This window comes from Desulfosporosinus sp. Sb-LF (genome assembly GCF_004766055.1).
Classification (GTDB): domain Bacteria; phylum Bacillota; class Desulfitobacteriia; order Desulfitobacteriales; family Desulfitobacteriaceae; genus Desulfosporosinus.
The window spans coordinates 278514-300745 of sequence record NZ_SPQR01000005.1; the positions used below are offsets into that span (position 1 = coordinate 278514).

At 45.3% G+C, this 22232-nt stretch carries 32 protein-coding genes; 1 reads left to right on the plus strand and 31 read right to left on the minus strand.

The features are described 5' to 3' along the window. Positions 1 to 49 precede the first annotated feature (49 nt). The 8 genes from E4K68_RS09450 to cwlD form a co-directional block, all read right to left on the minus strand. Positions 50 to 1258 carry an aspartate aminotransferase family protein gene (locus E4K68_RS09450; RefSeq protein ID WP_135378679.1) on the minus strand — a complete coding sequence of 403 codons (1209 nt, stop codon included), beginning with the start codon at positions 1256 to 1258 and terminating at the stop codon, positions 50 to 52. Positions 1259 to 1282: 24 nt separating this feature from the next. Continuing rightward, entirely contained in the window at positions 1283 to 2179 is an 897-nt protein-coding gene (gene argB / locus E4K68_RS09455; RefSeq protein ID WP_135378680.1) for an acetylglutamate kinase, read from the minus strand. Between the two features lie 196 nt (positions 2180 to 2375). Further along, positions 2376 to 3635 (minus strand): bifunctional glutamate N-acetyltransferase/amino-acid acetyltransferase ArgJ, encoded by a 1260-nt coding sequence (gene argJ, locus E4K68_RS09460; RefSeq protein WP_135378681.1) that lies wholly within the window; start codon positions 3633 to 3635, stop codon positions 2376 to 2378. A gap of 133 nt (positions 3636 to 3768) precedes the next feature. Next, positions 3769 to 4794 carry an N-acetyl-gamma-glutamyl-phosphate reductase gene (argC, locus tag E4K68_RS09465; RefSeq protein ID WP_135378682.1) on the minus strand — a complete coding sequence of 342 codons (1026 nt, stop codon included), beginning with the start codon at positions 4792 to 4794 and terminating at the stop codon, positions 3769 to 3771. A gap of 201 nt (positions 4795 to 4995) precedes the next feature. Beyond that, the gene (locus E4K68_RS09470; RefSeq protein WP_135378683.1) at positions 4996 to 6162 is read right to left on the minus strand and encodes a M20 family metallopeptidase; all 1167 of its coding nucleotides are present in this window, start codon (positions 6160 to 6162) and stop codon (positions 4996 to 4998) included. Positions 6163 to 6397: 235 nt separating this feature from the next. Beyond that, positions 6398 to 6892, minus strand: a complete 495-nt coding sequence (locus E4K68_RS09475; protein ID WP_135378684.1) for an ABC transporter substrate-binding protein — start codon at positions 6890 to 6892, stop codon at positions 6398 to 6400. Further along, positions 6889 to 7383, minus strand: coding sequence for a DNA-binding response regulator (locus E4K68_RS09480; RefSeq protein WP_135378770.1), 495 nt, complete (start codon positions 7381 to 7383; stop codon positions 6889 to 6891). Before E4K68_RS09480 ends, E4K68_RS09475 begins: the two co-directional genes overlap by 4 nt. Before the next feature lie 140 nt (positions 7384 to 7523). Next, complete coding sequence (cwlD, locus tag E4K68_RS09485; RefSeq protein WP_135378685.1) at positions 7524 to 8261, minus strand: N-acetylmuramoyl-L-alanine amidase CwlD; 738 nt, start codon at positions 8259 to 8261, stop codon at positions 7524 to 7526. Between the two features lie 68 nt (positions 8262 to 8329). Between cwlD and E4K68_RS21410 the strand changes: the two genes are divergently transcribed. Then, positions 8330 to 8464 (plus strand): hypothetical protein, encoded by a 135-nt coding sequence (locus tag E4K68_RS21410; protein ID WP_282432978.1) that lies wholly within the window; start codon positions 8330 to 8332, stop codon positions 8462 to 8464. 69 nt (positions 8465 to 8533) lie between these two features. Here E4K68_RS21410 and rpsI read toward each other — a convergent pair whose 3' ends face one another. The 23 genes from rpsI to rplE form a co-directional block, all read right to left on the minus strand. Beyond that, positions 8534 to 8929 (minus strand): 30S ribosomal protein S9, encoded by a 396-nt coding sequence (rpsI, locus tag E4K68_RS09490; protein ID WP_135378686.1) that lies wholly within the window; start codon positions 8927 to 8929, stop codon positions 8534 to 8536. 23 nt (positions 8930 to 8952) lie between these two features. Beyond that, positions 8953 to 9384, minus strand: coding sequence for a 50S ribosomal protein L13 (rplM, locus tag E4K68_RS09495; RefSeq protein WP_135378687.1), 432 nt, complete (start codon positions 9382 to 9384; stop codon positions 8953 to 8955). Between the two features lie 205 nt (positions 9385 to 9589). After that, positions 9590 to 10372, minus strand: a complete 783-nt coding sequence (gene truA / locus E4K68_RS09500) for a tRNA pseudouridine(38-40) synthase TruA (protein WP_135378688.1) — start codon at positions 10370 to 10372, stop codon at positions 9590 to 9592. A gap of 31 nt (positions 10373 to 10403) precedes the next feature. Next, entirely contained in the window at positions 10404 to 11195 is a 792-nt protein-coding gene (locus E4K68_RS09505; protein ID WP_348982851.1) for an energy-coupling factor transporter transmembrane component T, read from the minus strand. After that, positions 11182 to 12747, minus strand: coding sequence for an ATP-binding cassette domain-containing protein (locus E4K68_RS09510; protein ID WP_135378689.1), 1566 nt, complete (start codon positions 12745 to 12747; stop codon positions 11182 to 11184). The genes E4K68_RS09505 and E4K68_RS09510 overlap by 14 nt, the downstream gene beginning before the upstream one ends. Before the next feature lie 137 nt (positions 12748 to 12884). Then, complete coding sequence (rplQ, locus tag E4K68_RS09515; RefSeq protein ID WP_135378690.1) at positions 12885 to 13223, minus strand: 50S ribosomal protein L17; 339 nt, start codon at positions 13221 to 13223, stop codon at positions 12885 to 12887. A gap of 26 nt (positions 13224 to 13249) precedes the next feature. Next, positions 13250 to 14206 (minus strand): DNA-directed RNA polymerase subunit alpha, encoded by a 957-nt coding sequence (locus tag E4K68_RS09520; RefSeq protein ID WP_135378772.1) that lies wholly within the window; start codon positions 14204 to 14206, stop codon positions 13250 to 13252. A 69-nt stretch (positions 14207 to 14275) separates the two neighbouring features. Further along, the gene (gene rpsD, locus E4K68_RS09525; protein WP_135378691.1) at positions 14276 to 14905 is read right to left on the minus strand and encodes a 30S ribosomal protein S4; all 630 of its coding nucleotides are present in this window, start codon (positions 14903 to 14905) and stop codon (positions 14276 to 14278) included. 13 nt (positions 14906 to 14918) lie between these two features. After that, entirely contained in the window at positions 14919 to 15308 is a 390-nt protein-coding gene (gene rpsK / locus E4K68_RS09530; protein ID WP_007778485.1) for a 30S ribosomal protein S11, read from the minus strand. Between the two features lie 18 nt (positions 15309 to 15326). Further along, positions 15327 to 15698: a 30S ribosomal protein S13 gene (rpsM, locus tag E4K68_RS09535; RefSeq protein ID WP_135378692.1), complete on the minus strand. Its 372-nt coding sequence runs from the start codon at positions 15696 to 15698 to the stop codon at positions 15327 to 15329. 92 nt (positions 15699 to 15790) lie between these two features. Further along, positions 15791 to 15904: a 50S ribosomal protein L36 gene (gene rpmJ / locus E4K68_RS09540; protein WP_135378693.1), complete on the minus strand. Its 114-nt coding sequence runs from the start codon at positions 15902 to 15904 to the stop codon at positions 15791 to 15793. A gap of 21 nt (positions 15905 to 15925) precedes the next feature. After that, on the minus strand, positions 15926 to 16144 hold the full coding sequence (infA, locus tag E4K68_RS09545) for a translation initiation factor IF-1 (RefSeq protein WP_135378694.1): 219 nt from the start codon (positions 16142 to 16144) through the stop codon (positions 15926 to 15928). Positions 16145 to 16180: 36 nt separating this feature from the next. Beyond that, positions 16181 to 16927 (minus strand): type I methionyl aminopeptidase, encoded by a 747-nt coding sequence (gene map / locus E4K68_RS09550; RefSeq protein WP_135378695.1) that lies wholly within the window; start codon positions 16925 to 16927, stop codon positions 16181 to 16183. A 5-nt stretch (positions 16928 to 16932) separates the two neighbouring features. After that, positions 16933 to 17574, minus strand: a complete 642-nt coding sequence (locus E4K68_RS09555) for an adenylate kinase (protein WP_135378696.1) — start codon at positions 17572 to 17574, stop codon at positions 16933 to 16935. A gap of 15 nt (positions 17575 to 17589) precedes the next feature. Continuing rightward, the gene (secY, locus tag E4K68_RS09560; protein ID WP_135378697.1) at positions 17590 to 18876 is read right to left on the minus strand and encodes a preprotein translocase subunit SecY; all 1287 of its coding nucleotides are present in this window, start codon (positions 18874 to 18876) and stop codon (positions 17590 to 17592) included. A gap of 1 nt (position 18877) precedes the next feature. Next, the gene (rplO, locus tag E4K68_RS09565) at positions 18878 to 19318 is read right to left on the minus strand and encodes a 50S ribosomal protein L15 (protein ID WP_135378698.1); all 441 of its coding nucleotides are present in this window, start codon (positions 19316 to 19318) and stop codon (positions 18878 to 18880) included. An 18-nt stretch (positions 19319 to 19336) separates the two neighbouring features. Beyond that, complete coding sequence (gene rpmD / locus E4K68_RS09570; protein ID WP_135378699.1) at positions 19337 to 19519, minus strand: 50S ribosomal protein L30; 183 nt, start codon at positions 19517 to 19519, stop codon at positions 19337 to 19339. Between the two features lie 12 nt (positions 19520 to 19531). Beyond that, positions 19532 to 20032, minus strand: coding sequence for a 30S ribosomal protein S5 (gene rpsE / locus E4K68_RS09575; RefSeq protein WP_135378700.1), 501 nt, complete (start codon positions 20030 to 20032; stop codon positions 19532 to 19534). 27 nt (positions 20033 to 20059) lie between these two features. Beyond that, positions 20060 to 20428, minus strand: coding sequence for a 50S ribosomal protein L18 (rplR, locus tag E4K68_RS09580; RefSeq protein WP_135378701.1), 369 nt, complete (start codon positions 20426 to 20428; stop codon positions 20060 to 20062). 54 nt (positions 20429 to 20482) lie between these two features. Next, positions 20483 to 21037, minus strand: a complete 555-nt coding sequence (gene rplF / locus E4K68_RS09585) for a 50S ribosomal protein L6 (RefSeq protein WP_135378702.1) — start codon at positions 21035 to 21037, stop codon at positions 20483 to 20485. A gap of 22 nt (positions 21038 to 21059) precedes the next feature. Further along, positions 21060 to 21458 carry a 30S ribosomal protein S8 gene (gene rpsH, locus E4K68_RS09590; protein ID WP_135378703.1) on the minus strand — a complete coding sequence of 133 codons (399 nt, stop codon included), beginning with the start codon at positions 21456 to 21458 and terminating at the stop codon, positions 21060 to 21062. A gap of 28 nt (positions 21459 to 21486) precedes the next feature. Continuing rightward, on the minus strand, positions 21487 to 21672 hold the full coding sequence (locus E4K68_RS09595) for a type Z 30S ribosomal protein S14 (protein ID WP_135378704.1): 186 nt from the start codon (positions 21670 to 21672) through the stop codon (positions 21487 to 21489). Positions 21673 to 21692: 20 nt separating this feature from the next. Further along, positions 21693 to 22232 carry a 50S ribosomal protein L5 gene (rplE, locus tag E4K68_RS09600; protein WP_135378705.1) on the minus strand — a complete coding sequence of 180 codons (540 nt, stop codon included), beginning with the start codon at positions 22230 to 22232 and terminating at the stop codon, positions 21693 to 21695.

The window sequence follows — 22232 nt, forward strand, 5'->3', positions numbered from 1 at the left end:
TTTAGTTACCTAGCTAACGCCGTCTAGTATCTGACTTCCGACCTCTGAATTACTTCCAAATCGCCTCGAAGACTTCATCCAGAATCCCCAAGGCCTTATCCATTTCTGGTTTCTCAACAATAAGGGGAGGAAGGAAACGCAAGATCTTACCGCCAACACAATTAATCAAAAGTCCATCTTTGAGGCAAGCCTCGACAATCTCCGGCCCCAGCTTAGAAACAGGCCATCCTAAGATAAACCCTTTTCCTCGGACAGGGCCACCCGTTTGATATTTCTGGGCTAGTTGTTCAAGGCCCTTTTGGAAATACGCCGAACGCTCCTGAACCCCTTCTAAGAATCCATCGGCAAGCATTACATCTAATACAGTGCACCCTGTCGCTGTAGCCAGTGGGTTCCCCCCAAACGTTGAAGCATGATCGCCAGGTTGAAAGGCCCGGGCTACTTCATCAGTCGCCAGCATCGCACCTATTGGCACCCCACCACCCAAGGCTTTAGCTAAGGTCATGATATCTGGAGTTACACCGCTCCATTCATAGGCAAAGAGCTTTCCGGTCCTCCCAACACCGCACTGAACCTCATCGAAAATTAACAAGGCCCCATATTGGTCACACAGCGCACGCGCTTCCTGGAGAAACTCTATTGATGCGGGGATTACGCCCCCTTCACCCTGAATAGGTTCGATAAAAATCGCTGCCGTAGTTTCACCGATCTTAGACCTTAGACCCTCGATATCATTTAAGGCTGTATATGAGAACCCTACCGGAAGCGGATCATACCCTTCTTGGTATTTTGTTTGCCCGGTCAGCGTGAGGGTTGCCAAAGTCCGCCCGTGAAATGAGTTTTCAAGGGTAACCACTTCGTATTTATGCGCCCCGAATTTTTTCCTAGCATATTTCCGCGCAAGTTTAAAGGCGGATTCATTCGCCTCTGCTCCACTGTTGCAAAAAAACACTTTATCCGCAAATGAATGCCTCACCAAGCGCTCTGCCAAAGCGACTTGATTCGCTATCCAGTAAATATTTGATGTGTGCAATAGTTCTTTAGCCTGTTCTTGAACAGCATGAACAATTGCCGGATGGCTATGCCCCAGCGAGTTTACCGCTAGTCCTGTCACAAAATCCAAATATCGTTTTCCCTCTGGATCCCATACCCATGCACCCTCCCCTTTGACAATCGTCATTGGTAGGCGCCCATATGTATTCATTACCACATTTTTCCCACGCTCAACGATTGCTTCGGTTGATAAGCCTTCCAACATCTCTATACCCCATTTCAATACTTTTTAGCTTCGGAACATCGTACCAATTCCGCCATCTGTGAACAATTCTAATAAAATAGCGTGGCTTAAACGCCCGTCAAGGATATGGACACTTCCCACTCCATTTTCTAAGGCTGAGACCGCACACTCTACTTTAGGTAGCATTCCACCACTTAAAACCCCTTGGCCCACCAGTTGATCGACTTCTCCTCTGGAAATCGTCGAAATAAGAGAGTCCTTATCTGAAACATCACGCAGGATTCCACTCACATCGGTCAACAGTAACAATTTGTCTGCTCGAAGAGCCTCTGCTATCTTTCCTGCAGCGGTATCGGCATTGACGTTGTAGGTTTCTCCCTCTTCTCCGCTGGCCACGGGTGAGATGACTGGGATATAGCCCTGTCCGAGTAAGGTTTCTAAAATATCAGGGGTAACACTCTGGATTTCCCCGACATACCCCAAATCGACCTCTTCCATTTCGCCTTGACTATTAGGCATCTGCATAGGTTTCTTTCCAGCTATGAGTAGTTGTGCATCTTTACCAGACAAACCGACAGCCTTCCCGCCAAAACGATTGAGAAGAGAGACCATCTCCGTATTTAATTTCCCTAACAAAACCATTTGAGCAATCTCCATGGTTTGCGCATCAGTCACTCTCAAACCTCTCACAAACTGACTTTCGATCCCCACCTTCTTCAACATAGAGTTGATTTCCGGTCCCCCTCCATGCACCAATACGGGACGAATTCCTACGGAATGCAAAAGCAGCACATCCATAATGACGGATTCCTTTAAAACAGGGTCTACCATTGCATGCCCGCCATACTTGATGACTACGGTTTTCCCCGAAAATTTCTGAATATATGGAAGGGCTTCCACTAAAACTTTCGCTTTACTTAATCCTTGTTCCATAGGGGTCATATCTTCACCTCCAACTTCAACCCTTTGAGACTTCCACGACGTGTAGCATGTAACGTTATCTAGCGATTTATGATTTAATAACTAACGTGTAGTTTGAGAAGATGTATCTTGGCTGAAACTAATACCCGTGTGACTAAACTTATTTCTTACATTTATCACTTAATTATCAATAACTTGCAGCTTTTAACTTTCGTGATCAAGTTCTGTAACTCCCATTGATTGTGACATACTCGTGAGTGAGATCGCATCCCCAGGCTGTTGCCTGTTCTTCACCAGAGTTAAGGTTCAGACTGATCTTCACTTCATTCGCGCTTAGAATCTCTTTAGCCTGCTCTTCTGAAAAACTGACACCTTTTCCCGCTTGAGCAACGATAATATCTCCCAGAAAGACATCGACTTTGTTCGGATCAAACTCTGCTCCAGAGTACCCTGCCGCCGTCAAAATCCGTCCCCAGTTGGCATCCTCTCCGAATAGGGCTGCTTTAACCAAGCTAGAACCACAAATACTACGCGCAATCATACGAGCATCGCCTTTTGTTTTAGCTCCCGATACTGTTACTTCCATATACTTGCTGGCTCCTTCTCCATCTCGAGCAATATCCTGAGCCAACTGAATACAGATCGCTTTCACCATTTTTTCAAATTTTACCCAATCTTCTCCGCTCGGAGCTACTCCGGAAGCCCCATTTGCCAGAATAAGGACCATATCATTCGTGCTCGTATCCCCATCGACGGTGACCATATTGAAACTCCCATCGACCGCCTCCCGCAAGATCCGCTGTAATTCTTCAGCCTGAATACTCGCATCCGTCGTCAGAAAACCCAACATTGTCCCCATATTCGGATGAATCATTCCAGATCCTTTCGCGATAGCTCCAATATGAATCACGCCTCCCTGAGAACAGGGAAGCTCATAGGCATATTCTTTTACCCTTGTATCAGTTGTCATAATCGCGAGTGCTGCACGATGAGCCCCTTCAGTTGCAGTCTCGTTTTGCCCACGAATCCCCTTTACTACGTCTCCAAGGAGCTCTGCACTTGCCGCTCGAATACCATTTAAAACTCGCTCAACTGGCATTTCGACTCCAATTACGCCAGTTGAAGCCACAAGCACATCCTCAGGTGGAACTGCCAGAAACATAGCGGCAGTTTGAGTCATTGCTAACGCTGCTTGGTCCCCGAATTCTCCGACACAAGCATTAGCATTGCCACTGTTGATTACAATCGCTTGGGCCAAACCGTTATTCAGATGACGTTGCGTTAAATACAACGGGTGTGCTTTAACCAGGTTTCGAGTGTAGACACCGGCGGCTTGCGCTTGTACCTCTGAAAAAATTAAGGCCACATCATATTTATTTTCATACTTTATTCCCGCTTGGACGCCGACAGCATGAAACCCTTTAGGGGCTGCTACACCACCATTGATTAATTTCCAAGCCTTTTCAGCATTATTCACTAACTTACACTCTCCTTCATAGACCTTTCTTAAAAAGCATTCGTCCCATAAAGCAGAAATCGTGACTCTAAAAACTTACACGCCTCCAGATTCTCAATTTCTTTTGGCTAAATTGCTTTAATACGTGAGACCGTTAAGGCCAAAGGGCGGTCCCTTGAAGTCCCTGACCTTCAGGCCAACCCATGATTAGATTCATATTTTGAACAGCCTGTCCTGCAGCACCTTTAATTAGATTATCAATGGTTGCTACGATGACAGCATTACCCGTTCTATGATCGAGTGTCAATTGCAGGAAAGCATGGTTGCTTCCACTGGAAAATTTCGTCTGTGGCCAAGTGCCCTGTGGCAAAAGATGAATGAATTCTTCCTGTCCATACTGTTCCTGCCAGCACTGGCGAAGGTCTTCCTCTTGGACTCCTTCCTGAACCGCGGCATAAATCGTGATCAACATTCCCCGCGTCATAGGGACTAAATGCGGAGTAAAATTAACGGTTAGTGGCTTACCTGCAGCGCGAGAGAGCTCTTGTTCTATCTCGGGGGTATGACGATGATTTGCCACCCCATAAGCCTTAAAATTCTCATTGACCTCAGCATAATGGTTACCCAGAGATATCCCTCTCCCAGCCCCTGATACACCAGATTTAGCGTCAATTACCAGGTATCCTGTTTGAAGCAACTCTTTGCGAAGCAAAGGGACTGACGCTAATAAGCTAGCCGTAGGATAACAACCTGGATTGGCTATTAAGGATTTTCCTCGAATTTGCTCACGATATAACTCAGGTAGACCGTATACAGCCTCCTTAAGGAGCTCTGTTGCCGGATGCTTAATTTTATACCATTCCTCATAAACCTGCGCTGAATTCAGCCGAAAGTCTGCTCCTAAATCAATGACCTTTATTTTGCGCGCCAAGAATGCACCTGTTCTTTCAGCTGTCAAACCATGAGGAAGAGCACAGAAAAGCACATCCAAGTCCGGCACGTTTTCATCCTCTAAAATTCCCACATTTTGACCCAGCCAATGTGGATAGACCACGTCATACTCTTTTCCAGCGACGCTGGACGAAGCAAGATACATCTCGCTCACTTCTTCATGTCTATGCAACAACCGCACCAATTCCTGCCCTGCATATCCTGTTGCCCCGAGAACTCCGACTTTCATATCTTGCCCTCCTTATCTGGTTTAGCTTATTTTTATAATTATACATATATACGTATAAAAATTCAATCCTCTATAACAAAAAAGAGGGATTCGCTCCCTCTAGTATGACAAATTATTTTAACCTAAAAAACAACCTATAATACAACCTACAATACAATCAATTTCTAAATATCCGTCGATACAAAATCTAAATTACTATTTTCACGAATGTAATCGAAACTCCTTCTTAATCCTTTGAAGAAGTTTTTTGTCATTCAAAACGTCCCAGCCTGTCAAAGCGAGTGTTTGCATTGCTAACATAACTAATCTTTCTCCGTCTGATGAGAGAGCGGCTTGAGCAAAATCCCGCGTATGTGGGATTTCTGTGCCTGTTCCTAACGTCAAATAGGGATGAATCGACGGAACAGCCCGACTAACATTTCCCATGTCCACAGACCCCATAGCGGTTTGAGGAGGAGCTATATAATTAATACCCATTTCTTGAAGGTTTTTCATAAAACACCCTGCCAGGGTCACATTCGTATGCATTTCATCATAGGAAAACTCAAATTTCTTCCAAGTCATCTCTGCCGAAACCATGGAAGCTGCCCCTTCAGCACAGCGAATCACGAGCTCTCTCAATTCATCCAAGTCTTTGCGTTTTTGGGCCCTAAGATAAAAGCGTGCCACCGTGCGGTCTGGAACAATATTTGGCACGTTTCCCCCCTCGGAAATAATTCCATTAATTTTCATGTTCGGCGAGATCTGCTTTTTAAGGGCATTGATTCCGACGAAGAAGTTGATCATAGCATCTAACGCATTAATTCCAAAATTTGACGCGGCGACAGCATGAGCGGCTCGGCCATGAAATGTAAATTCCAACGCATCCAAAGCAAGACTAGAGATAATCGGAACGTTTTGACTACCGGGATGAAACATAATTGCAGCATCAACATTCTCAAATATCCCCTTTTCCACCAACGTCACTTTTGCTCCACTAGTTTCTTCGGCCGGGCTACCGATCACTAAGATCTCACCCGGTATTTCCAAACTCTTACTCAAGATAACTGCCGCACCAGCACTGGCTGCACCTATTAAGTTGTGCCCACAGCCATGCCCCACACCTGGCAAGGCATCATATTCCGCTAAAAAAGCTATTCGAGGACCTGGACGCGCACCTGAATATCGCGCTAAAAAAGCTGTCTCCACCTCGGCAATACCACGTTTCACTTCAAACCCATGTTTCTGAAGAAAACGGCATAGTACTTCGGAAGCGAAGTATTCCTTATATCCCAATTCTGGATGCTCCCCGATCTGGAGAGCGACCTCCCATACTTCCTTACGCAGGAATTTTGCCTGATCCTTGAAAAATTCCTTAATAGCATCCATGGGTGTCTCATCTCTCTTCTCTTATTCTATCTCTAGTTTCCCTTCACGTCCTGATGCGAGCATACACTAATAGTTTAATTCATGTTCAGTTTTTTAGATAGTGGGCTTCTCGTAGCTAACCGAATTCATACTCCAAAAGTTTCAGGGACTTGGATATTTATGATAACAGACACTATTGTGCCCCTATAGGAAAAAAGAATAAGCATTTTGCTGTGCCCTACAAAATGCTTATTCTTTATTTTTTCAATAATCGATGAATCAATTCCTCTAAGGTTAAACCTAGGGACAGATTGAATGTCCCAGATCTAAACTTGCTTTCGGCCCCCATTTGATGAGCACTGTCCAGAAAGGCCACTTTATCTTTAATAAAGCCTTGAGCAACCAACAAATCTGCAATACGTTCTGCACTGGCTCCTTCCGGAATAACAAAACTCCGCTCTATTGAGGTTGAGCTTTGGGTGTTAGACAACTGACTTTGCGGAGGTTGAGTAACAGCCGGGGATAAATTAGATGTAGAAGGTGGAGTTAAGGTCGAAGATTGAGGTGATGCAGGGGGCTTTGTAGATGCTGAAGGTTGAGTTGATGAAGAGGGAATAGATTGTTCTTTTGCGGGTGACCCCAACAATGCTGTCACGGGTTGTCCTTGAATTGGGGTAATAGCCAGAGTTAATAGTGCACTCAAAATAAGCCCTGAACCTAAACCGAGCCAATAGGAACGAGTTATTTTCATCTGGCTCCTCCTTTAGGCTGCATTTGCAAAACCATGGTTACAGCATCTTGGCTTAATGATAAATGATGTGCTATTTCAGGAATACTTTGACCACGTTCAGCAAGTACCAAGACTTCTTGATATTTAGGCGACATATTACTTTGATGTTGGAGCTTTGGTTGTGGTTGAGTCGATTCAGACTGAGGTTTTGGGTTAGGTTGAGTTTGATTATAGGTTCGAAGGACTTGATCCTTAGCATTTAAAACATAGAGTTTATTGTTTTTTTCATTACCTTCAGTTTCTTTTGGAGCAGCTTCTTCAACCTGTTTTGTTCTTTGTAGTTTCTGATCAAGGCCATGAACCTGATCTTGAACCTGGAGAATTTCTCTTTTCAAATATGCAAGCCCCTTTAAGGCGGTTATAGTTTCCTCGTTAGGTGGATCTTGCCAGCGCCAACCCAAGAACAAACAGATAATACCTACAATAACTAAGATGATCGGCAAAAGACCCACAAATGTCCTCCTTTCCATTCAGCCAAAATTGACAATGCTTTACGTCAAAAGCATCTGCATTTTTGGCGCATATTAAAGTATTCGCTATAGAAAAATGGTTTTCCTGCCACTAGCAAACATCATCGAGTATATTCTTCTATTCACTTAGGACTTTTAATTCCTTCAGTTTGTTTGCTGAAATAGACACTTATTCCCTGATAAATAGCAACTGCCAGCTTTTGTTGATACTCTGGCGTCGTCAATAACTGTTCTTCAGCAAGATTAGACAGAAAGCCTAGCTCAACTGTTACTGCCGCTTGATGGGCTTTTTTCAAGACATAAATATCCTGATTTCCTTTACTCACTCTTTTGCCATTTGTCATACTATTGAGCTCCTGCTGAATCGCTTGGGCCAATAACTTCCCTTCTGGTGAATCCCCATGATAAAACGTCTGTGCACCCGTCAATTTAGCGTCTGGAAAACTATTTGCATGAATGCTAACATAAACATCCGCTTGGGAGTCCCTAGCAAGCTGAATGCGTTGTGCTAAGTCCTCTCGTTTGCGCTTCGCAAGTCCTTGTGACGTTCCGAGATCACTGTCATCTTCACGAACCATAATTGCTTTAGCTCCACTTTGCTGAACGAGTGCCTGCACACGTTTGGAAACTGCGAGAGTCACGTCTTTTTCCAAAACCTTGGTTTTACCCACTGCGCCTGGATCTACGCCCCCGTGGCCAGCATCGATCACCACGACTTTATTCCCCAAAGTCCAGCTCCAGATTTTTTTATCCTGCTCACGAAACCCCCAGCCAAGGGCTAACACCGAAATAAGTGCAAGCGCGATTCCACCAATAACTGCCTTACGTCGTCTAATACTCACAACCCAGATTGGTTTCATTCCCATCCTCCTCACCCAATCTATTCCGTTTTACCTTATGGGGGAGACATGGGGAATATGCGTTGGGCTTGTCAAAAAACGTAAGATTTATACCAAAGGGTATAGAAGTGGACATCGTCAAAGAAAGACCAGCGGATTTCTCTTCTTCCGCCGGTCTTTGTGAAAGCATTTTTCGAGCGTCGATTACCGTCTTTGAAGCTTAAGCAAAAAGGAAGGGATAAAACCCTTCCTTTGATTTGCGCATTTTGCACACAGCAAAAGCCATGTATAACTTAACGTTTAGAGAATTGTGGGGCTTTACGAGCTTTCTTCAAGCCGTATTTGCGACGTTCCTTCATACGTGGGTCACGCGTCAGGAAACCGGCCCTCTTAAGACTTGGACGAAGACTGGCATCCGCCTTCAGCAAAGCACGAGCAATGCCTAAGCGTATCGCACCAGCTTGACCAGTGGTGCCCCCTCCGTTAGCGAGAGCAATAACATCATACTTAGCCAGTGTGTCTGTGATGTTAAAAGGTTGTTGAACGATCATTTCCAGTGTTTTCTTGCCAAAGTATTCCGCCAATTGACGTTTGTTAATGATGAACTTTCCTTCACCCGGAATAAGGCGAACGCGTGCGATTGCATTTTTGCGTCGTCCTGTAGCAGCATATTGTAATTGAGTTGCCATGTTTTACTTCCTCCTTCCTAAATCTATTGAATTGTCCAGATTTCAGGTTGTTGAGCTTGATGGGGATGCGATTCTCCCTTGTACACCTTCAACTTTGTGTACATCTGGGCGCCCAACTTGTTATGAGGAAGCATTCCCTTCACGGCATGTTCCATAGCTCGTTCAGGCATAATTTGCATTAATTTCTTGTAAGGAACTTCTTTTAACCCGCCAGGAAACCCAGAGTGGCGCCGATACATTTTGTCATTAAGTTTGTTACCTGTTAACACCAATTTTTCGGCATTGACGATGATAACATGATCCCCGGTGTCTACATTAGGGGTGAATGTCGGTTTATGTTTACCTCTCAGAAGACGTGCTGCTTCAGTAGCAATACGACCCAAGGGGATTCCCGCAGCGTCGATGATATACCATTTGCGCTCTTGGTCTTGTGCTTTCGCAAAAAACGTGGTCATGACTTTCCCTCCAATTAGCAGTATTCCGTCTTTATTTCACTCGCATGGGGCTCAATCATGCTTGTGGTGTTGCCTCGGGCATGGGGCTCAATCACAGCCTTGGCATAAAAACTCATATTTATATTTTATTTAAATTCTAACCTCTTGTCAAGTTGTTTTTATTAAAAACGATTCAACAATTCATTTGTAAAGCTATCACTTCAAATTACTCAACTAAATCCTGAAAAACATCAAAGGGACTATCGTCCGTATAATTCACATGGACAAGAGTCAAGCCCTGTGCTCGTGCAATTACACGCGCGCGTTCCCGCTTTTGACTGGCAATAATCTCAGGAATCTCATCAGGATGAATCCTACCCTTTCCCACGTCCATAAGTGTTCCAACAATTATTCGTACCATATGGTATAGAAATCCATCTCCTACACAGGATACTCTTACTAGCCGCTGATCTTCTTTAACTTGGCAGCGATAAATCGTCCGTTCGAACGTCTTACTTGTTCCACCTGCTGCTGCAAATGTCTTAAAGTTATGAAACCCCTCCAGAAAACTAGCAGCCTTTTGCATTTTAGTTACATTCATTGGGATGGGCTCATGATAAGCATAGAGACGATTGAATACATTCGGAATGGGATTGTTGTCCACCTGGTAATCGTAGCGTTTCCACTTTGCTGACCAGCGCGCATTAAAAGTATCCGGCACGCAGTCTGCCTTGAGTATGCGTATATCTCTGGGTAACAGACTGTTAATAGCCTTAGGAATTTTTTCTTCCGGAATTCTTGCCGAAGTCGTAAAGTTCACTACCTGCCCTAATGCATGGACTCCCTTATCCGTACGACCGGCCATTGCTAAAGAAATCTCTTCATCGACTAATCTCGCCCATACTTCTTCCAAGGTTCCCTGGATCGTAGGGCCGTGAGTTGCATCCTGTCGCTGGAACCCATGATAGTTTGTCCCGTCATAAGACACTTTAAGCCGAATGTTTCGCATTAATACTCCTAGCCCCCACTACGAATGGTTTCTATTTCAAGATCAAAAGTAATACTCCCCATACTATCACGAAAAGAGATCCGAGGCGATCTCTTTTCGTCCACTCATGAAGCATAAGCGGACGATAGTTTCCCGAACCAAATCCTCTAGCCATTAAGTTTTCGGAAAGTTCTTCCGCACGTCGCAAACTTAAGAGGATTAGCGGTACAATGAGCTGAATAAACTCCCAAGAGCGTTGGATCCAAGAAGATGGCCACTCGCTCTTTAACACTCGGGCCTTCCAAATGAAAGTTGCCTCTTCGAGAATCAGAGGTATAAATCGTAACGTCAAGGTAAGCAAAAGAGCAAAATCTGCAGCTTTTGGCGTAAGGCGGGTAAGCGGATCAAAGAAGTACGCAATTCCCACCCCTTGTTCAAGGGGCATTGTTACTGCCGTAAAAAGGCGGGTTAAGGCAAAAAGCAAGGCGATACGCCACAACATGTAACCAGCTTGCACTAAACCACTCTGTGACCAATGACCATACCAAAATGCCGTGTTTTCCCATTCCCACCCTGTTGCCAATCCGTAGAACAACCCCAGCCATAGAATTACCAGTGTTAGGGAACGATATAATTTAAGGGGGATACGACCCAATAAAACAAGCCCTAGAAAGGCGCAGGAACTTAAGGTTAGCCCTTGCCAACCAGTCAATGTCATTAGGAGGGATAAAACGGCAAGTCCCCCAACCTTAAGTCTCGGATCTAGACGATGCATTATACTATTGCTTGGCCAGTAGAGTTCAAAAACTTTAATATTGAGCCCCCCTCTTTCAGAAGCGAACACCAGCAACTTTAAATCGCTCCTGATGCTCTTTCCAGCACTGGCTTGGGCAGTCTAACACCACATTACCCTTTTCAACGATCCAAAGCCTAGTAGCATTCGGTAATACCTCTCTTAAATCGTGGGTTACATACAGTATGGTAATGTTGTCCCAAGACGAAATCATGCTCTGAATCCCTGCCCGGCTTGTCGCATCGAGACCCAGTAGTGGTTCGTCTAAAAGGAGAATTTCAGGGATCGTCCTCAAAGCGGAAGCCAATGCGACCATTTGCCGCTCTCCACCACTTAGGCGCTCAGGAGCGACCTCAGCTAAGCTAGCATTGAGGCCAAACTCCTCTAAATAGGATAATCTATCTTCAGTTTTTGACTTCAGATCTTGCTTAACGTCTCCGTAAAACACCTCATGGTAGACACTACGCCCAATAAGATATTCACCTGCTTCTTGAAGTACAAAACGGACTTTTCTTCGTAACGTATGCACAGTAGACTTTGATATAGGGTCTCCGCACACCAAAAGCTGCCCTTCAGTCGGCAGAATTAAGCCTACGACACTCTCTAATAGGGTCGTCTTTCCTGAACCGGAAGGTCCGACTATGCCAATAAACTCACCTGCTCTTACAACATGATTGAGCCTCAGGCGGGAATCATAGTTAGCTTGTCTCCATTCAATTAGCGCCCTGTCTTGGCCTTGGTGTTTATTAGCCCGATTCACCGCAACTTCCTTAACACCCTTACCGCTCGAAATACCCTTGTCTGTCTTATCTACACTATCTACATTAACATCCTTATTTCTCTTAGCTATAAGATCTTCCTTTGCATCCTTAGCTCCCTTAATCCCCATTGCTGGCATTATTCCGAGGGCATAGAGCGAAAGGTTTTCGCAGTTGTCAAACGCGACGCTTGGTCTACCTAAGTCCACAACTCTACCCTTGTCGATAACCAAAAGACGATCTGCTTGATATGCTAATTCTGGGTCGTGCGTAATCCAAAGTTGGCCCGTTTCCCCACGGACTTGGAACAGAAGTTCTAGGATGTTCGCTTGAGCGCGAGTATCAAGCATAGTTAGTGCCTCATCTAAAATGAGAAAGGTTGGGTGTAATGCCAAAATTGCAGCAACAACAAGTCTTTGCCTTTCTCCCCCCGAAAGTGTCGCAGGAGACTGATCCTCTTTGCCACCTAAACCTATGCTAGAAGCCAGTTCACGCACCCTATCTGATACTCGATGAATATCTTGCCCTAGGTTCAGAAGTCCAAAGCCCAACTCTTCGGCGACCGTTGCTCCAATCGTCTGCCGCATGGGATGTTGTCCAATAAACCCAATTTCCTTCCATCGCTTAACACTACTCCAAGAACAAGCGATACCGTCAACTAAAAGGCGAATCTCCCCATCTTTAGGTTCGATTAGCCCCGCCAAAAGGCGGGCCAATGTAGATTTCCCAGAACCGTTAGCACCCATCAACGCGATAATTTCGCCTTGATGCCAATCAAAATTAACTCCGTTAAATAGTTCACTATAATGGATGTTCTGCACCTCGAGAACTTTTTCAGGTTTCACGAGATCCCTCCCTTAGCTCGAAAGAAAGTATAACAACATAGTCGGCTTTTATAGGAACCTGCAGGGGCCGAATGCTAGGATCAGCAAAGGCCGGGCTTGCTTAGTAACCTAAGCAACCCGGCCTCTAACAACTCGTGTTATACGAGTTCGATGATTACCATTGTCGCAGCATCTCCCCGACGTAAGCCGAGTTTCATGATACGAGTATAGCCGCCCTGACGGTCAGCATATTTCGGCGCAATGGTATCAAACAATTTTGTAACAACATCTTCATCCATGAGATAAGCCATCGACGAACGACGAGCAGCCAAATCGCCTTGTTTGCCTAGTGAAATCATTTTTTCAGCTATAGCATTGAGCTCCTTAGCGCGCGCTTCTGTCGTTTGAATACGTTCATGTCTTAACAGGGAAGTGACAATATTACGCAACATTGCCCCGCGATGACCCATGTTTTTTCCCAACTTGCGGTAAGCCAATTACATTCCCCTCCTTTTGCACCGAATTAGTCCTCAGCCGGGCGAAAACCTAAACCTAAGTCTTTAAGTTTAAATTCCACTTCTTCCAAAGACTTGCGACCAAGGTTACGCACTTTGATCATATCTTCCTCCGTTTTTTGGGTCAACTCTTCGACAGAGTTGATTCCAGCCCGCTTGAGGCAGTTGTAGGAACGAACAGATAGATCAAGCTCCTCAATCGTCATCTCGAGAATTTTATTGGCTTCCTCTTTTTCCACCAAGATATCGCCATCACCCGCATCATTGTCGGGTTTATCATTGAGTCTCACAAAAAGCCGAAGTTCATCACTCAGGATTTTAGCTGCCGTACTAGTGGCCTCTCTGGGTGAAATACTGCCATTAGACCATGCTTCAAGGGTTAACTTGTCATAGTCCGTTATTTGACCGACCCGAGTATCCTCTACTGTGTAGTTGACCTTATAAATCGGAGCAAAGATGGAGTCAATGGGGATAACTCCTATGACATCATCAGGCTTCTTATTTTTGTCTGCAGAAACGTAACCCTTTTTACGTTCAACAGTCATTTCCATAAACAGCCGACCATCGCGGTCTAATGTCGCGATCTTCATATCAGGGTTCAAAACCTCAATGTCCGGATCTGTGATAATATCTCCAGCCCGCACGACGCCTTCGCCCTGAGATTCTATGCGAATAATCCGAGGTTCATCCGTATAGCCTTTGAGCGCGAGGGATTTCAAATTGAGAATAATGTCCGTAACGTCTTCCAACACTCCCGGAATCGTGGAAAACTCGTGGAGTACCCCTTCAATTTTAACTGATGTTACCGCTGACCCTGGAAGAGAGGATAACAGGATACGTCTTAAAGAATTCCCTAGAGTTATCCCATATCCTCTTTCTAGAGGCTCAACGACGAATTTTGCATAGGAGTCGTCTTCAGAACGCTCGATACACTCGATTCTGGGCTGCTTCTCGATATCTAACAGCAGAATGCACCTTCTTTCTCGAGAACTTGATAAGCATACCATCCAACCCAAATGGGTAGAACGTCAACATTAACGGGAGTATTTCTCCACGATGAGGTGTTCTTGGATCGGCAGTTGAATATCTTCACGAGTAGGTAGTGCGACAATTGTTGCAGAAGCTGCATTAGCATCCAAGCTTAACCAACCAGGAACATTACGAGAACCCAAGTTCTCTAGCAGTTGTTTGATTCGAGCTGAACTCTTGCTGCTTTCTTTAACAGCCACGACTTCTCCAGCACGAACTGAATAGGAGGGAATATCAACCTTTTTACCATTAATGGTAAAGTGGCCGTGATTTACAAGCTGACGCGCTTCTGGGCGGGATGAAGCAAAACCCAACTGGAAAATCACATTATCAAGTCGGCGTTCGAGCAAAGTAAGCAGGTTTTCACCGGCAACCCCTTTGCGGCGGACAGCCTCATCAAAATAGCGACTGAATTGTTTTTCCATTACACCGTATATACGGCGTGCCTTTTGTTTTTCTCGCAATTGAAGACCATACTCAGTAGGCTTCTTCGCGCGGGCCTGACCATGTTGTCCTGGAGCGTAAGCACGACGGTCGATCGCACATTTTCCGGTATAGCAACGTTCTCCTTTTAGGAATAACTTCATTCCCTCCCGACGACATAAGCGACAGACGGGTCCAGTATATCTAGCCATGATTACACACCTCCTATACCCTTCTGCGTTTCGGTGGCCGACAGCCATTGTGCGGAATCGGTGTCACGTCTTTAATTAAGTTAACTTCCAAACCAGCAGCTTGTAGTGCACGAATTGCGGCTTCACGTCCTGCCCCCGGTCCTTTTACATAGCATTCAACATCTTTTAAGCCATGTTCCATCGCAACTTTAGCACACGTTTCTGCCGCCATTTGAGCAGCAAAAGGAGTGCTTTTGCGAGAGCCTTTAAAACCAAGGGAACCCGCACTGGACCAGGAGAGTGCATTCCCGCTGGTATCCGTAATGGTCACCATGGTATTGTTGAAAGTAGATTTGATATGTGCTATTCCACTTTCAATATTTTTACGTTCCCGGCGTTTTGTCCGGACAACTTTACGTGCCATCTCGGTTATCCCCCCTTATTACTTTTTACGTTTCGCTCCAACAGTCTTAGCCGGACCTTTACGGGTTCTGGCATTGGTTTTCGTGCGCTGCCCTCTTACAGGTAGTCCGCGACGGTGGCGAAGGCCACGATAAGAACCAATTTCCATAAGACGTTTGATATTGAGGGAAACTTCGCGACGCAGGTCGCCTTCAATTTTAAACTCTTTATCAATAACTTCCCGAAGCTTACTGACTTCGTCTTCTGACAAGTCACGAACTCGGACATCAGGGCTTACGCCTGTTTTAGCGAGAATCCTATGTGAAGTTGGTAGCCCAATCCCGAATATATAGGTCAGGGCAACCTCCAAACGCTTCTCGCGTGGTAAGTCAACTCCAGCGATACGTGCCATCTAAAATTTACACCTCCAACAATTCATTTCTGTATCAATATAAATCGGTGCATTGGAGAACTTGCTCCAATCAGCCGCGCAACCGAAACTTACTAGCCTTGTCTCTGCTTGTGTTTCGGGTTTTCACAAATAACCATAACCTTACCATGGCGGCGAATAATTTTGCATTTTTCACAGATCTTTTTGACTGAAGGCCTTACTTTCACCGTAATCTCTCCCTTTGGTCCTTACTTAAATCGATATGTGATTCGTCCACGGGACAAGTCATAGGGGGAAAGCTCCACTGTGACCCGATCTCCTGGAAGTATTCGGATAAAATTCATACGAATTTTTCCAGAGACGTGCGCCAAAACCTTGTGTCCGTTGGCTAATTCAACCAGGAACATGGCATTGGGCAGTGGCTCTAAGACCTTACCTTCGACTTCAATAACATCTTCTTTTGACATGCATTCACCCCTCTACTGACAATCCTTGGCTTGGACCTAACATCGAGTTAAAATCTCCGGGCCATTTTCTGTAATCGCAACTGTGTGCTCAAAATGAGCCGATGGTCGGCTATCTTTCGTAACAACAGTCCAGTGATCTTTCAATGACTGCACCTCATACGTACCCATGTTCACCATGGGCTCAATAGCCAAGGCCATACCTACCTCGAGTCTTGGTCCTCGGCCAGGTTTGCCATAATTAGGGATCTGAGGATCCTCATGCATGGCTCTTCCAATCCCGTGCCCAACATAATCACGCACTACTGAAAATCCACTCGCTTCCACGTGCGTTTGCACCGCATAGGAGACGTCGTAAAGGCGATTTCCTACCTTCGCCTGCGCGATTCCCAACATCAGTGATTCTTCAGTCACTCTTAAGAGCTTCAAGATATCTTCACCGACATCGCCAATTGGCAAGGTCACCGCCGCATCACCAACATACCCATTAATGACCGCGCCACAATCTATACTAATAATATCTCCAGATTCTAAGGTCCTTAAACCAGGTATTCCATGAACTACCTGCTCATTTACAGAGGTACACAGCGTAGCAGGGAAACCATTATACCCTTTGAACGCCGGAATAGCACCCTGTGAACGAATATAGTCCTCGGCAATGCGATCCAATTCGAGAGTCGTAACACCAGGCTTAACATGCTCACGCATAAGAGCCAGAGTTTCAGCCACGACTCGACCCGCAATCCGCATGCGTTCAAATTGACTCGCATTTTTCAGCTCAATCATGATACTTAGACCAAAACCTTTAGAATATCCTGAAACACTTGATCAATAGGTTGATCACCGTTAATACGCTTGAGTAACCCTTTTTCATTGTAAAACTCGATTAGAGGTTCTGTTTGCTCGTTATAAACGTTTAGACGATTCTTTGCTGTTTCAACAGTATCATCTGAACGTTGATAAAGCTCTCCACCACATTGACCACAAACGCCTTCCTGTTGAGGAGGGTTAAAGACCATGTGATAGGACGAACCACACTTACGGCATACACGACGTCCGGTTAAGCGAGGTATTAACACTGCTTCGTCAACTTCTATGTTGATCACACCATCGAGCTTCATACCAAGGCGGTCTAAGATACTTGCCAAAGCACTACCTTGTGCTAGTGTACGTGGGAATCCATCAAGGAGAAATCCCTCTGCACAATCGGGTAGTGCTAAACGTTCCTCGACAATTCCAATGGTCACTTCATCAGGAACTAAACCGCCGGCATCCATATAGGACTTGGCCTTTAAACCTAAGGCTGTTCCATCTTTAATTGCAGCTCTAAACATGTCTCCCGTTGAAATATGCGGAAAGTGAAAACGGTCGACAAGCGGATTCGCTTGTGTCCCTTTACCAGCGCCCGGGCCTCCCATTAATATTACTTTCATCGCTCTTCCTCCTCTTTATTTCATAAATCCTTGATAGTGCCTCGACATAAGTTGGGATTCAATCTGTTTCATCGTTTCGAGCGCAACCCCAACTACGATAAGTAGGGATGTTCCACCAAAATAGATGTTCTTGAGTCCAGTGAGTCCGATAACTAGTGTCGGTAAGACAGCGATCAAAGCTAGAAATAAACCACCGGCTAGCGTTATCCGACTCAATATTTTCGATAAATATTCTGCCGTTGGGCGCCCAGGACGAAGGCCGGGGATAAATCCCCCATACTTCTTCAGGTTTTCTGCCACATCAGTAGGATTGAATGTGACAGCCGTGTAGAAGTATGTAAAGAATAAGATGAGCGCGCCGTAGAGTAATAGATATGGGATAGAGTTAATTGTACCGTTCATGCTAAACCAAGTATTGACGAATCTTGCGAACCCGGAGGTTGGTACCCAAGTTGCAATCGTCTGAGGAAACGCAAGCAGGGAAATCGCAAAAATTACCGGGATAACCCCAGCTTGGTTTACCTTTAAAGGAATATGACTACTTTGACCGCCATATACCCGACGCCCAACAACACGTTTAGCATACTGAACTGACACTCTGCGTTGCCCTTCTTGTACATATATGACGCCCGCTGTAATAAATATCACGATAATAATCAACCCAAGAATAGATAGGGCGTTGATCTCTCCAACTCGCAACATGTTCCACAGCGATTTAATAGCATCTGGGACACGAGAAACAATTCCTGCAAAGATGATAAGGGAAATTCCGTTTCCTATTCCCTTCTCAGTGATTGCCTCCCCTAACCACATAAGAAACGCAGTACCAGCTGTCAAGACGAGCGTGATGAGTAGATAAATCGGCCATTTCATTGCTGGACTAGGAATAGACAGCGCGCTGCGAATTCCATAAGTCAATCCAAAAGCTTGAATAAAGCCAAGAACAACGGTGCTATATCTTGTGTACTGTGTAATCTTCTTGCGACCGTAGTCTCCCTCTTTGGCAAGACGTTCAAGAGAGGGAAGCACAATCGTCAATAGTTGGAGGATAATAGAGGCCGTAATATACGGCGTAATGCTTAGTGCAAACACTGAGAGTCTCTTAAAGGAACCTCCGGAGAGTGTGTCCATAAAATCGAACATACCTCCGGATCCAAGCATTTGTTTTAGCGTATTATGATCGATAAAGGGGATAGGGACATGTGCTCCGATTCGAAAAACCAGAAACATCAGCAAGGTGTAACCGATTTTTTTCCTGAGATCCGCTACATTCCACGCATTCTTCAGGGAATCGATAATCATCCTATTCCACCTCTACTTTTCCACCCGCCGCAACAATTTTATTCGCCGCGGCCGGGCTGACTTTGTCAATTTTGACGGTCAGAGCTTTGGTCAATTCCCCTGTTGCTAGAATCTTAACGCCATCTTTGATAGCCTTAATCAGACCAATTTCGAAGAGACTTTCGATGGTTACTTCAGCACCCTCTTCAAAACGTTCTAAATCACGGACATTAATGGCAATAATCTCTTTCCTCGAGATATTGTTAAAGCCCCTCTTCGGCATCCGGCGAAACAGTGGATTTTGTCCACCTTCAAAGCCTGGTCTGACGCCACCGCCTGCCCGGGAGTTTTGTCCTTTGTGACCTTTACCGGACGTTTTGCCATGTCCAGATCCGACCCCACGGCCTAAACGCTTAGGTGCATGTGTTGATCCCTCAGCAGGCTTTAGTTCATGCAGTTTCATGCTTGCCTACACCTCCTTCTATTGAGCTTGACTTTCTACAGTAACCAAGTGCATGCATTTATGAACCATCCCTAGAATAACAGGGGTGTCCTCATGAATTGCACTTGATCCGACTTTTCCTAAGCCAAGCGCTTGTAACACTTTGTGCTGCGCTTTGGAATAGCCAATTGGACTCTTCGTCAGTGTCACTATTACTTTCATGACCGACCCTCCTTAACCTAGAACTTCTGCTACGGTCTTACCACGGAGTTTGGCAATATCCTCTGGACGTTTGAGAGATTTCAACGCCACCATCGTCGCATTGACCATATTGTGTGCGTTTGCCGAACCCAAAGATTTTGCTAAGATATCATGAACACCGGCAACTTCGAGTACCGCACGAACAGCTCCGCCAGCGATAACTCCGGTTCCTTTAGAAGCCGGCTTTAATAGCACCTGTCCTGCACCAAACACTCCTAAAATAGGATGTGTAATTGTAGTTCCATGCATAGGAATGCTGACGAGGTTCTTTTTCGCATCTTCAATTCCTTTTCGAATTGCTTCAGGTACTTCGCCTGCTTTTCCTAAACCTGCTCCAACACGGCCATGGCCGTCTCCGACCACAACGAGTGCACTAAAGCTGAAACGACGTCCACCTTTTACTACTTTGGCTACACGGGCAATGTGAACAACCTTTTCATTCATGTCCGACTTGTTTGCTTCGAATTTCGCCAATTTGATTTTTCCCTCCTTTACTCTAGCTTAAAAGCTGAGTCCAGCTTCACGTGCTGATTCCGCCAATGCTGAGATTCGGCCGTGATAAACATTTCCTCCACGATCGAAGACAACTTGCGTAATTCCTTTTTCAAGGGCTTTCTTCGCAACTAATTCGCCGACCTTTTGAGCTCCGGCAGTATTTCCACCGGAAAGATCAGCAGCTTTGAATTCTGGATCAAGGGAAGAAGCGGCAACAAGAGTCGTGCCGAGCTCATCATTGATTACTTGAGCGTAAATATGATTTAAACTCCGGAAAACTGCCAAACGCGGACGCCCAGCATTACCGGCAACAACCTTACGGATGCTTTTATGCTTTTTAATGCGAATTGCCTTGCGATCAATGCGCTTAATCAAAGGGAACTCACTCCTTTCACGATTGGCAAGAGATTTGGCCCTTACCTAAATTGTTTACTTCTTACCGCCCTTTTTACCGCCAGTTTTACCGACCTTACGACGAACAACTTCGTTTTCATATCGAATCCCTTTACCTTTGTAAGGTTCAGGTTCGCGTTCAGATCGTACAACAGCAGCAAAAGCTCCTACGAGTTCTTTATCCATCCCTTTAATCAATATTTTATTGGGCGCAGGGACTTCAAAATCAATTCCTTCAAAGGGAGTAAGTTCTACTGGGTGAGACTTGCCCACCGTCAAGACGAGCTTATTTCCTTGTTTAGAAGCACGATATCCAACCCCAACCATATCCAATCCCTTGGTAAATCCGGCCGTAACGCCTTCCACCATATTGGCGATCAGCGAACGGGTCAATCCATGCAACGAACGGTTAAACGGTTCATCATCTGGTCGTGTGACAATGATTTGCGCGTTTTCAACAACAATGTTCATTGCAGAATGCATTTCTTTCGTTAAAGTTCCTTTCGGACCCTTAACAGTGACCACATTTTCTTCTATTTTGAAGTCCACACCACTGGGAATACCAATGGGGCGCTTGCCAATTCTGGACATTCACTGCACCTCCGTCGCGAAATTACCAAATGTAGGAGATCACTTCTCCGCCAAGGCCCTCTTTCCGGGCGTTCTTATCTGTCATTATTCCCTTCGATGTCGAAATGACAGCGATACCAAGTCCACCAAGAACTTTCGGAATTTCATCCTTCTTCGCATAAACGCGCAGTCCCGGACGGCTAATCCGTTTTAGCCCGGTTATAACACGCTCACGGTTTGGACCGTATTTCAAATACATCCGAATCACGCCTTGTTTGTCATCCGCAATGAATTCTACGTCTTTGATATAACCTTCTGATTTAAGCAATTCCGCAAGCTCTTTTTTAATACGAGAAGCTGGTACCTCAACTTTATCGTGGTAAACCATTCCCGCGTTGCGGATACGTGTTAAAAAGTCTGCAATCGGATCTGACATTGACACTTCAGTCGTCCCCCTTCCTTACGATGTTTTACCAACTAGCCTTCGTGATTCCAGGAAGTTCACCTTTGTGAGCCAACTCCCGGAAGCAAATCCGGCAAATTCCAAATTTCCGCATGTAAGCATGGGGACGTCCACAAAGCTTGCAACGGTTATGCGAACGCACTACGAACTTTTGTCCACGGTTTTGGCGGACAACCATTGATGTCTTAGCCACGTGCTTGAACCTCCTTTACTCTAATCACGGTACGGCATTCCGAACCCACGAAGCAACTCACGTGCTTCCTCGTCCGACTTTGCCGTAGTTACGAAGACTACATCCATTCCCCGGAGTTTATCGATCTTGTCATACTCCATTTCTGGGAAAATCAGTTGTTCCTTGATTCCTAATGTGTAATTTCCACGACCATCAAACGCTTTAGCGGACACACCACGGAAGTCACGGACACGAGGTAAAGCCACGTTCAAAAGGCGATCCATGAATTCATACATCCGCTGGCCACGCAGGGTCACTTTACAGCCGATTGGCATTCCTTCACGGAGTTTAAATGCCGAAATGGATTTCTTAGCCCTTGTGACAATTGGTTTTTGTCCCGTAATCTTCATTAAGTCTCCAACAGCCGAATCAATCGCTTTGGAGTTTTGAACCGCTTCTCCAACACCCATATTGAGTACAATCTTATCAATTTTGGGGATTTGCATGACATTAGCATAAGCAAACTTCTGCTGTAAGGCAGGAGCGATTTCGTTAAGGTATCTATCTTTCAGACGAGCCAC

Coding starts and splice junctions, on each gene's coding strand:
- E4K68_RS09450 (WP_135378679.1), bottom strand. CDS start 1,258: ATGTTGGAAGGCTTATCAACCGAAGCAATCGTTGAGCGTGGGAAAAAT.
- argB (WP_135378680.1), bottom strand. CDS start 2,179: ATGACCCCTATGGAACAAGGATTAAGTAAAGCGAAAGTTTTAGTGGAA.
- argC (WP_135378682.1), bottom strand. CDS start 4,794: ATGAAAGTCGGAGTTCTCGGGGCAACAGGATATGCAGGGCAGGAATTG.
- E4K68_RS09470 (WP_135378683.1), bottom strand. CDS start 6,162: ATGGATGCTATTAAGGAATTTTTCAAGGATCAGGCAAAATTCCTGCGT.
- E4K68_RS09475 (WP_135378684.1), bottom strand. CDS start 6,892: ATGAAAATAACTCGTTCCTATTGGCTCGGTTTAGGTTCAGGGCTTATT.
- cwlD (WP_135378685.1), bottom strand. CDS start 8,261: ATGAAACCAATCTGGGTTGTGAGTATTAGACGACGTAAGGCAGTTATT.
- rpsI (WP_135378686.1), bottom strand. CDS start 8,929: ATGGCAACTCAATTACAATATGCTGCTACAGGACGACGCAAAAATGCA.
- rplM (WP_135378687.1), bottom strand. CDS start 9,384: ATGACCACGTTTTTTGCGAAAGCACAAGACCAAGAGCGCAAATGGTAT.
- truA (WP_135378688.1), bottom strand. CDS start 10,372: ATGCGAAACATTCGGCTTAAAGTGTCTTATGACGGGACAAACTATCAT.
- rpsD (WP_135378691.1), bottom strand. CDS start 14,905: ATGGCTAGATATACTGGACCCGTCTGTCGCTTATGTCGTCGGGAGGGA.
- rpsK (WP_007778485.1), bottom strand. CDS start 15,308: ATGGCACGTAAAGTTGTCCGGACAAAACGCCGGGAACGTAAAAATATT.
- rpsM (WP_135378692.1), bottom strand. CDS start 15,698: ATGGCACGTATCGCTGGAGTTGACTTACCACGCGAGAAGCGTTTGGAG.
- infA (WP_135378694.1), bottom strand. CDS start 16,144: ATGTCAAAAGAAGATGTTATTGAAGTCGAAGGTAAGGTCTTAGAGCCA.
- map (WP_135378695.1), bottom strand. CDS start 16,927: ATGATTGAGCTGAAAAATGCGAGTCAATTTGAACGCATGCGGATTGCG.
- E4K68_RS09555 (WP_135378696.1), bottom strand. CDS start 17,574: ATGAAAGTAATATTAATGGGAGGCCCGGGCGCTGGTAAAGGGACACAA.
- secY (WP_135378697.1), bottom strand. CDS start 18,876: ATGATTATCGATTCCCTGAAGAATGCGTGGAATGTAGCGGATCTCAGG.
- rplO (WP_135378698.1), bottom strand. CDS start 19,318: ATGAAACTGCATGAACTAAAGCCTGCTGAGGGATCAACACATGCACCT.
- rpmD (WP_135378699.1), bottom strand. CDS start 19,519: ATGAAAGTAATAGTGACACTGACGAAGAGTCCAATTGGCTATTCCAAA.
- rplF (WP_135378702.1), bottom strand. CDS start 21,037: ATGTCCAGAATTGGCAAGCGCCCCATTGGTATTCCCAGTGGTGTGGAC.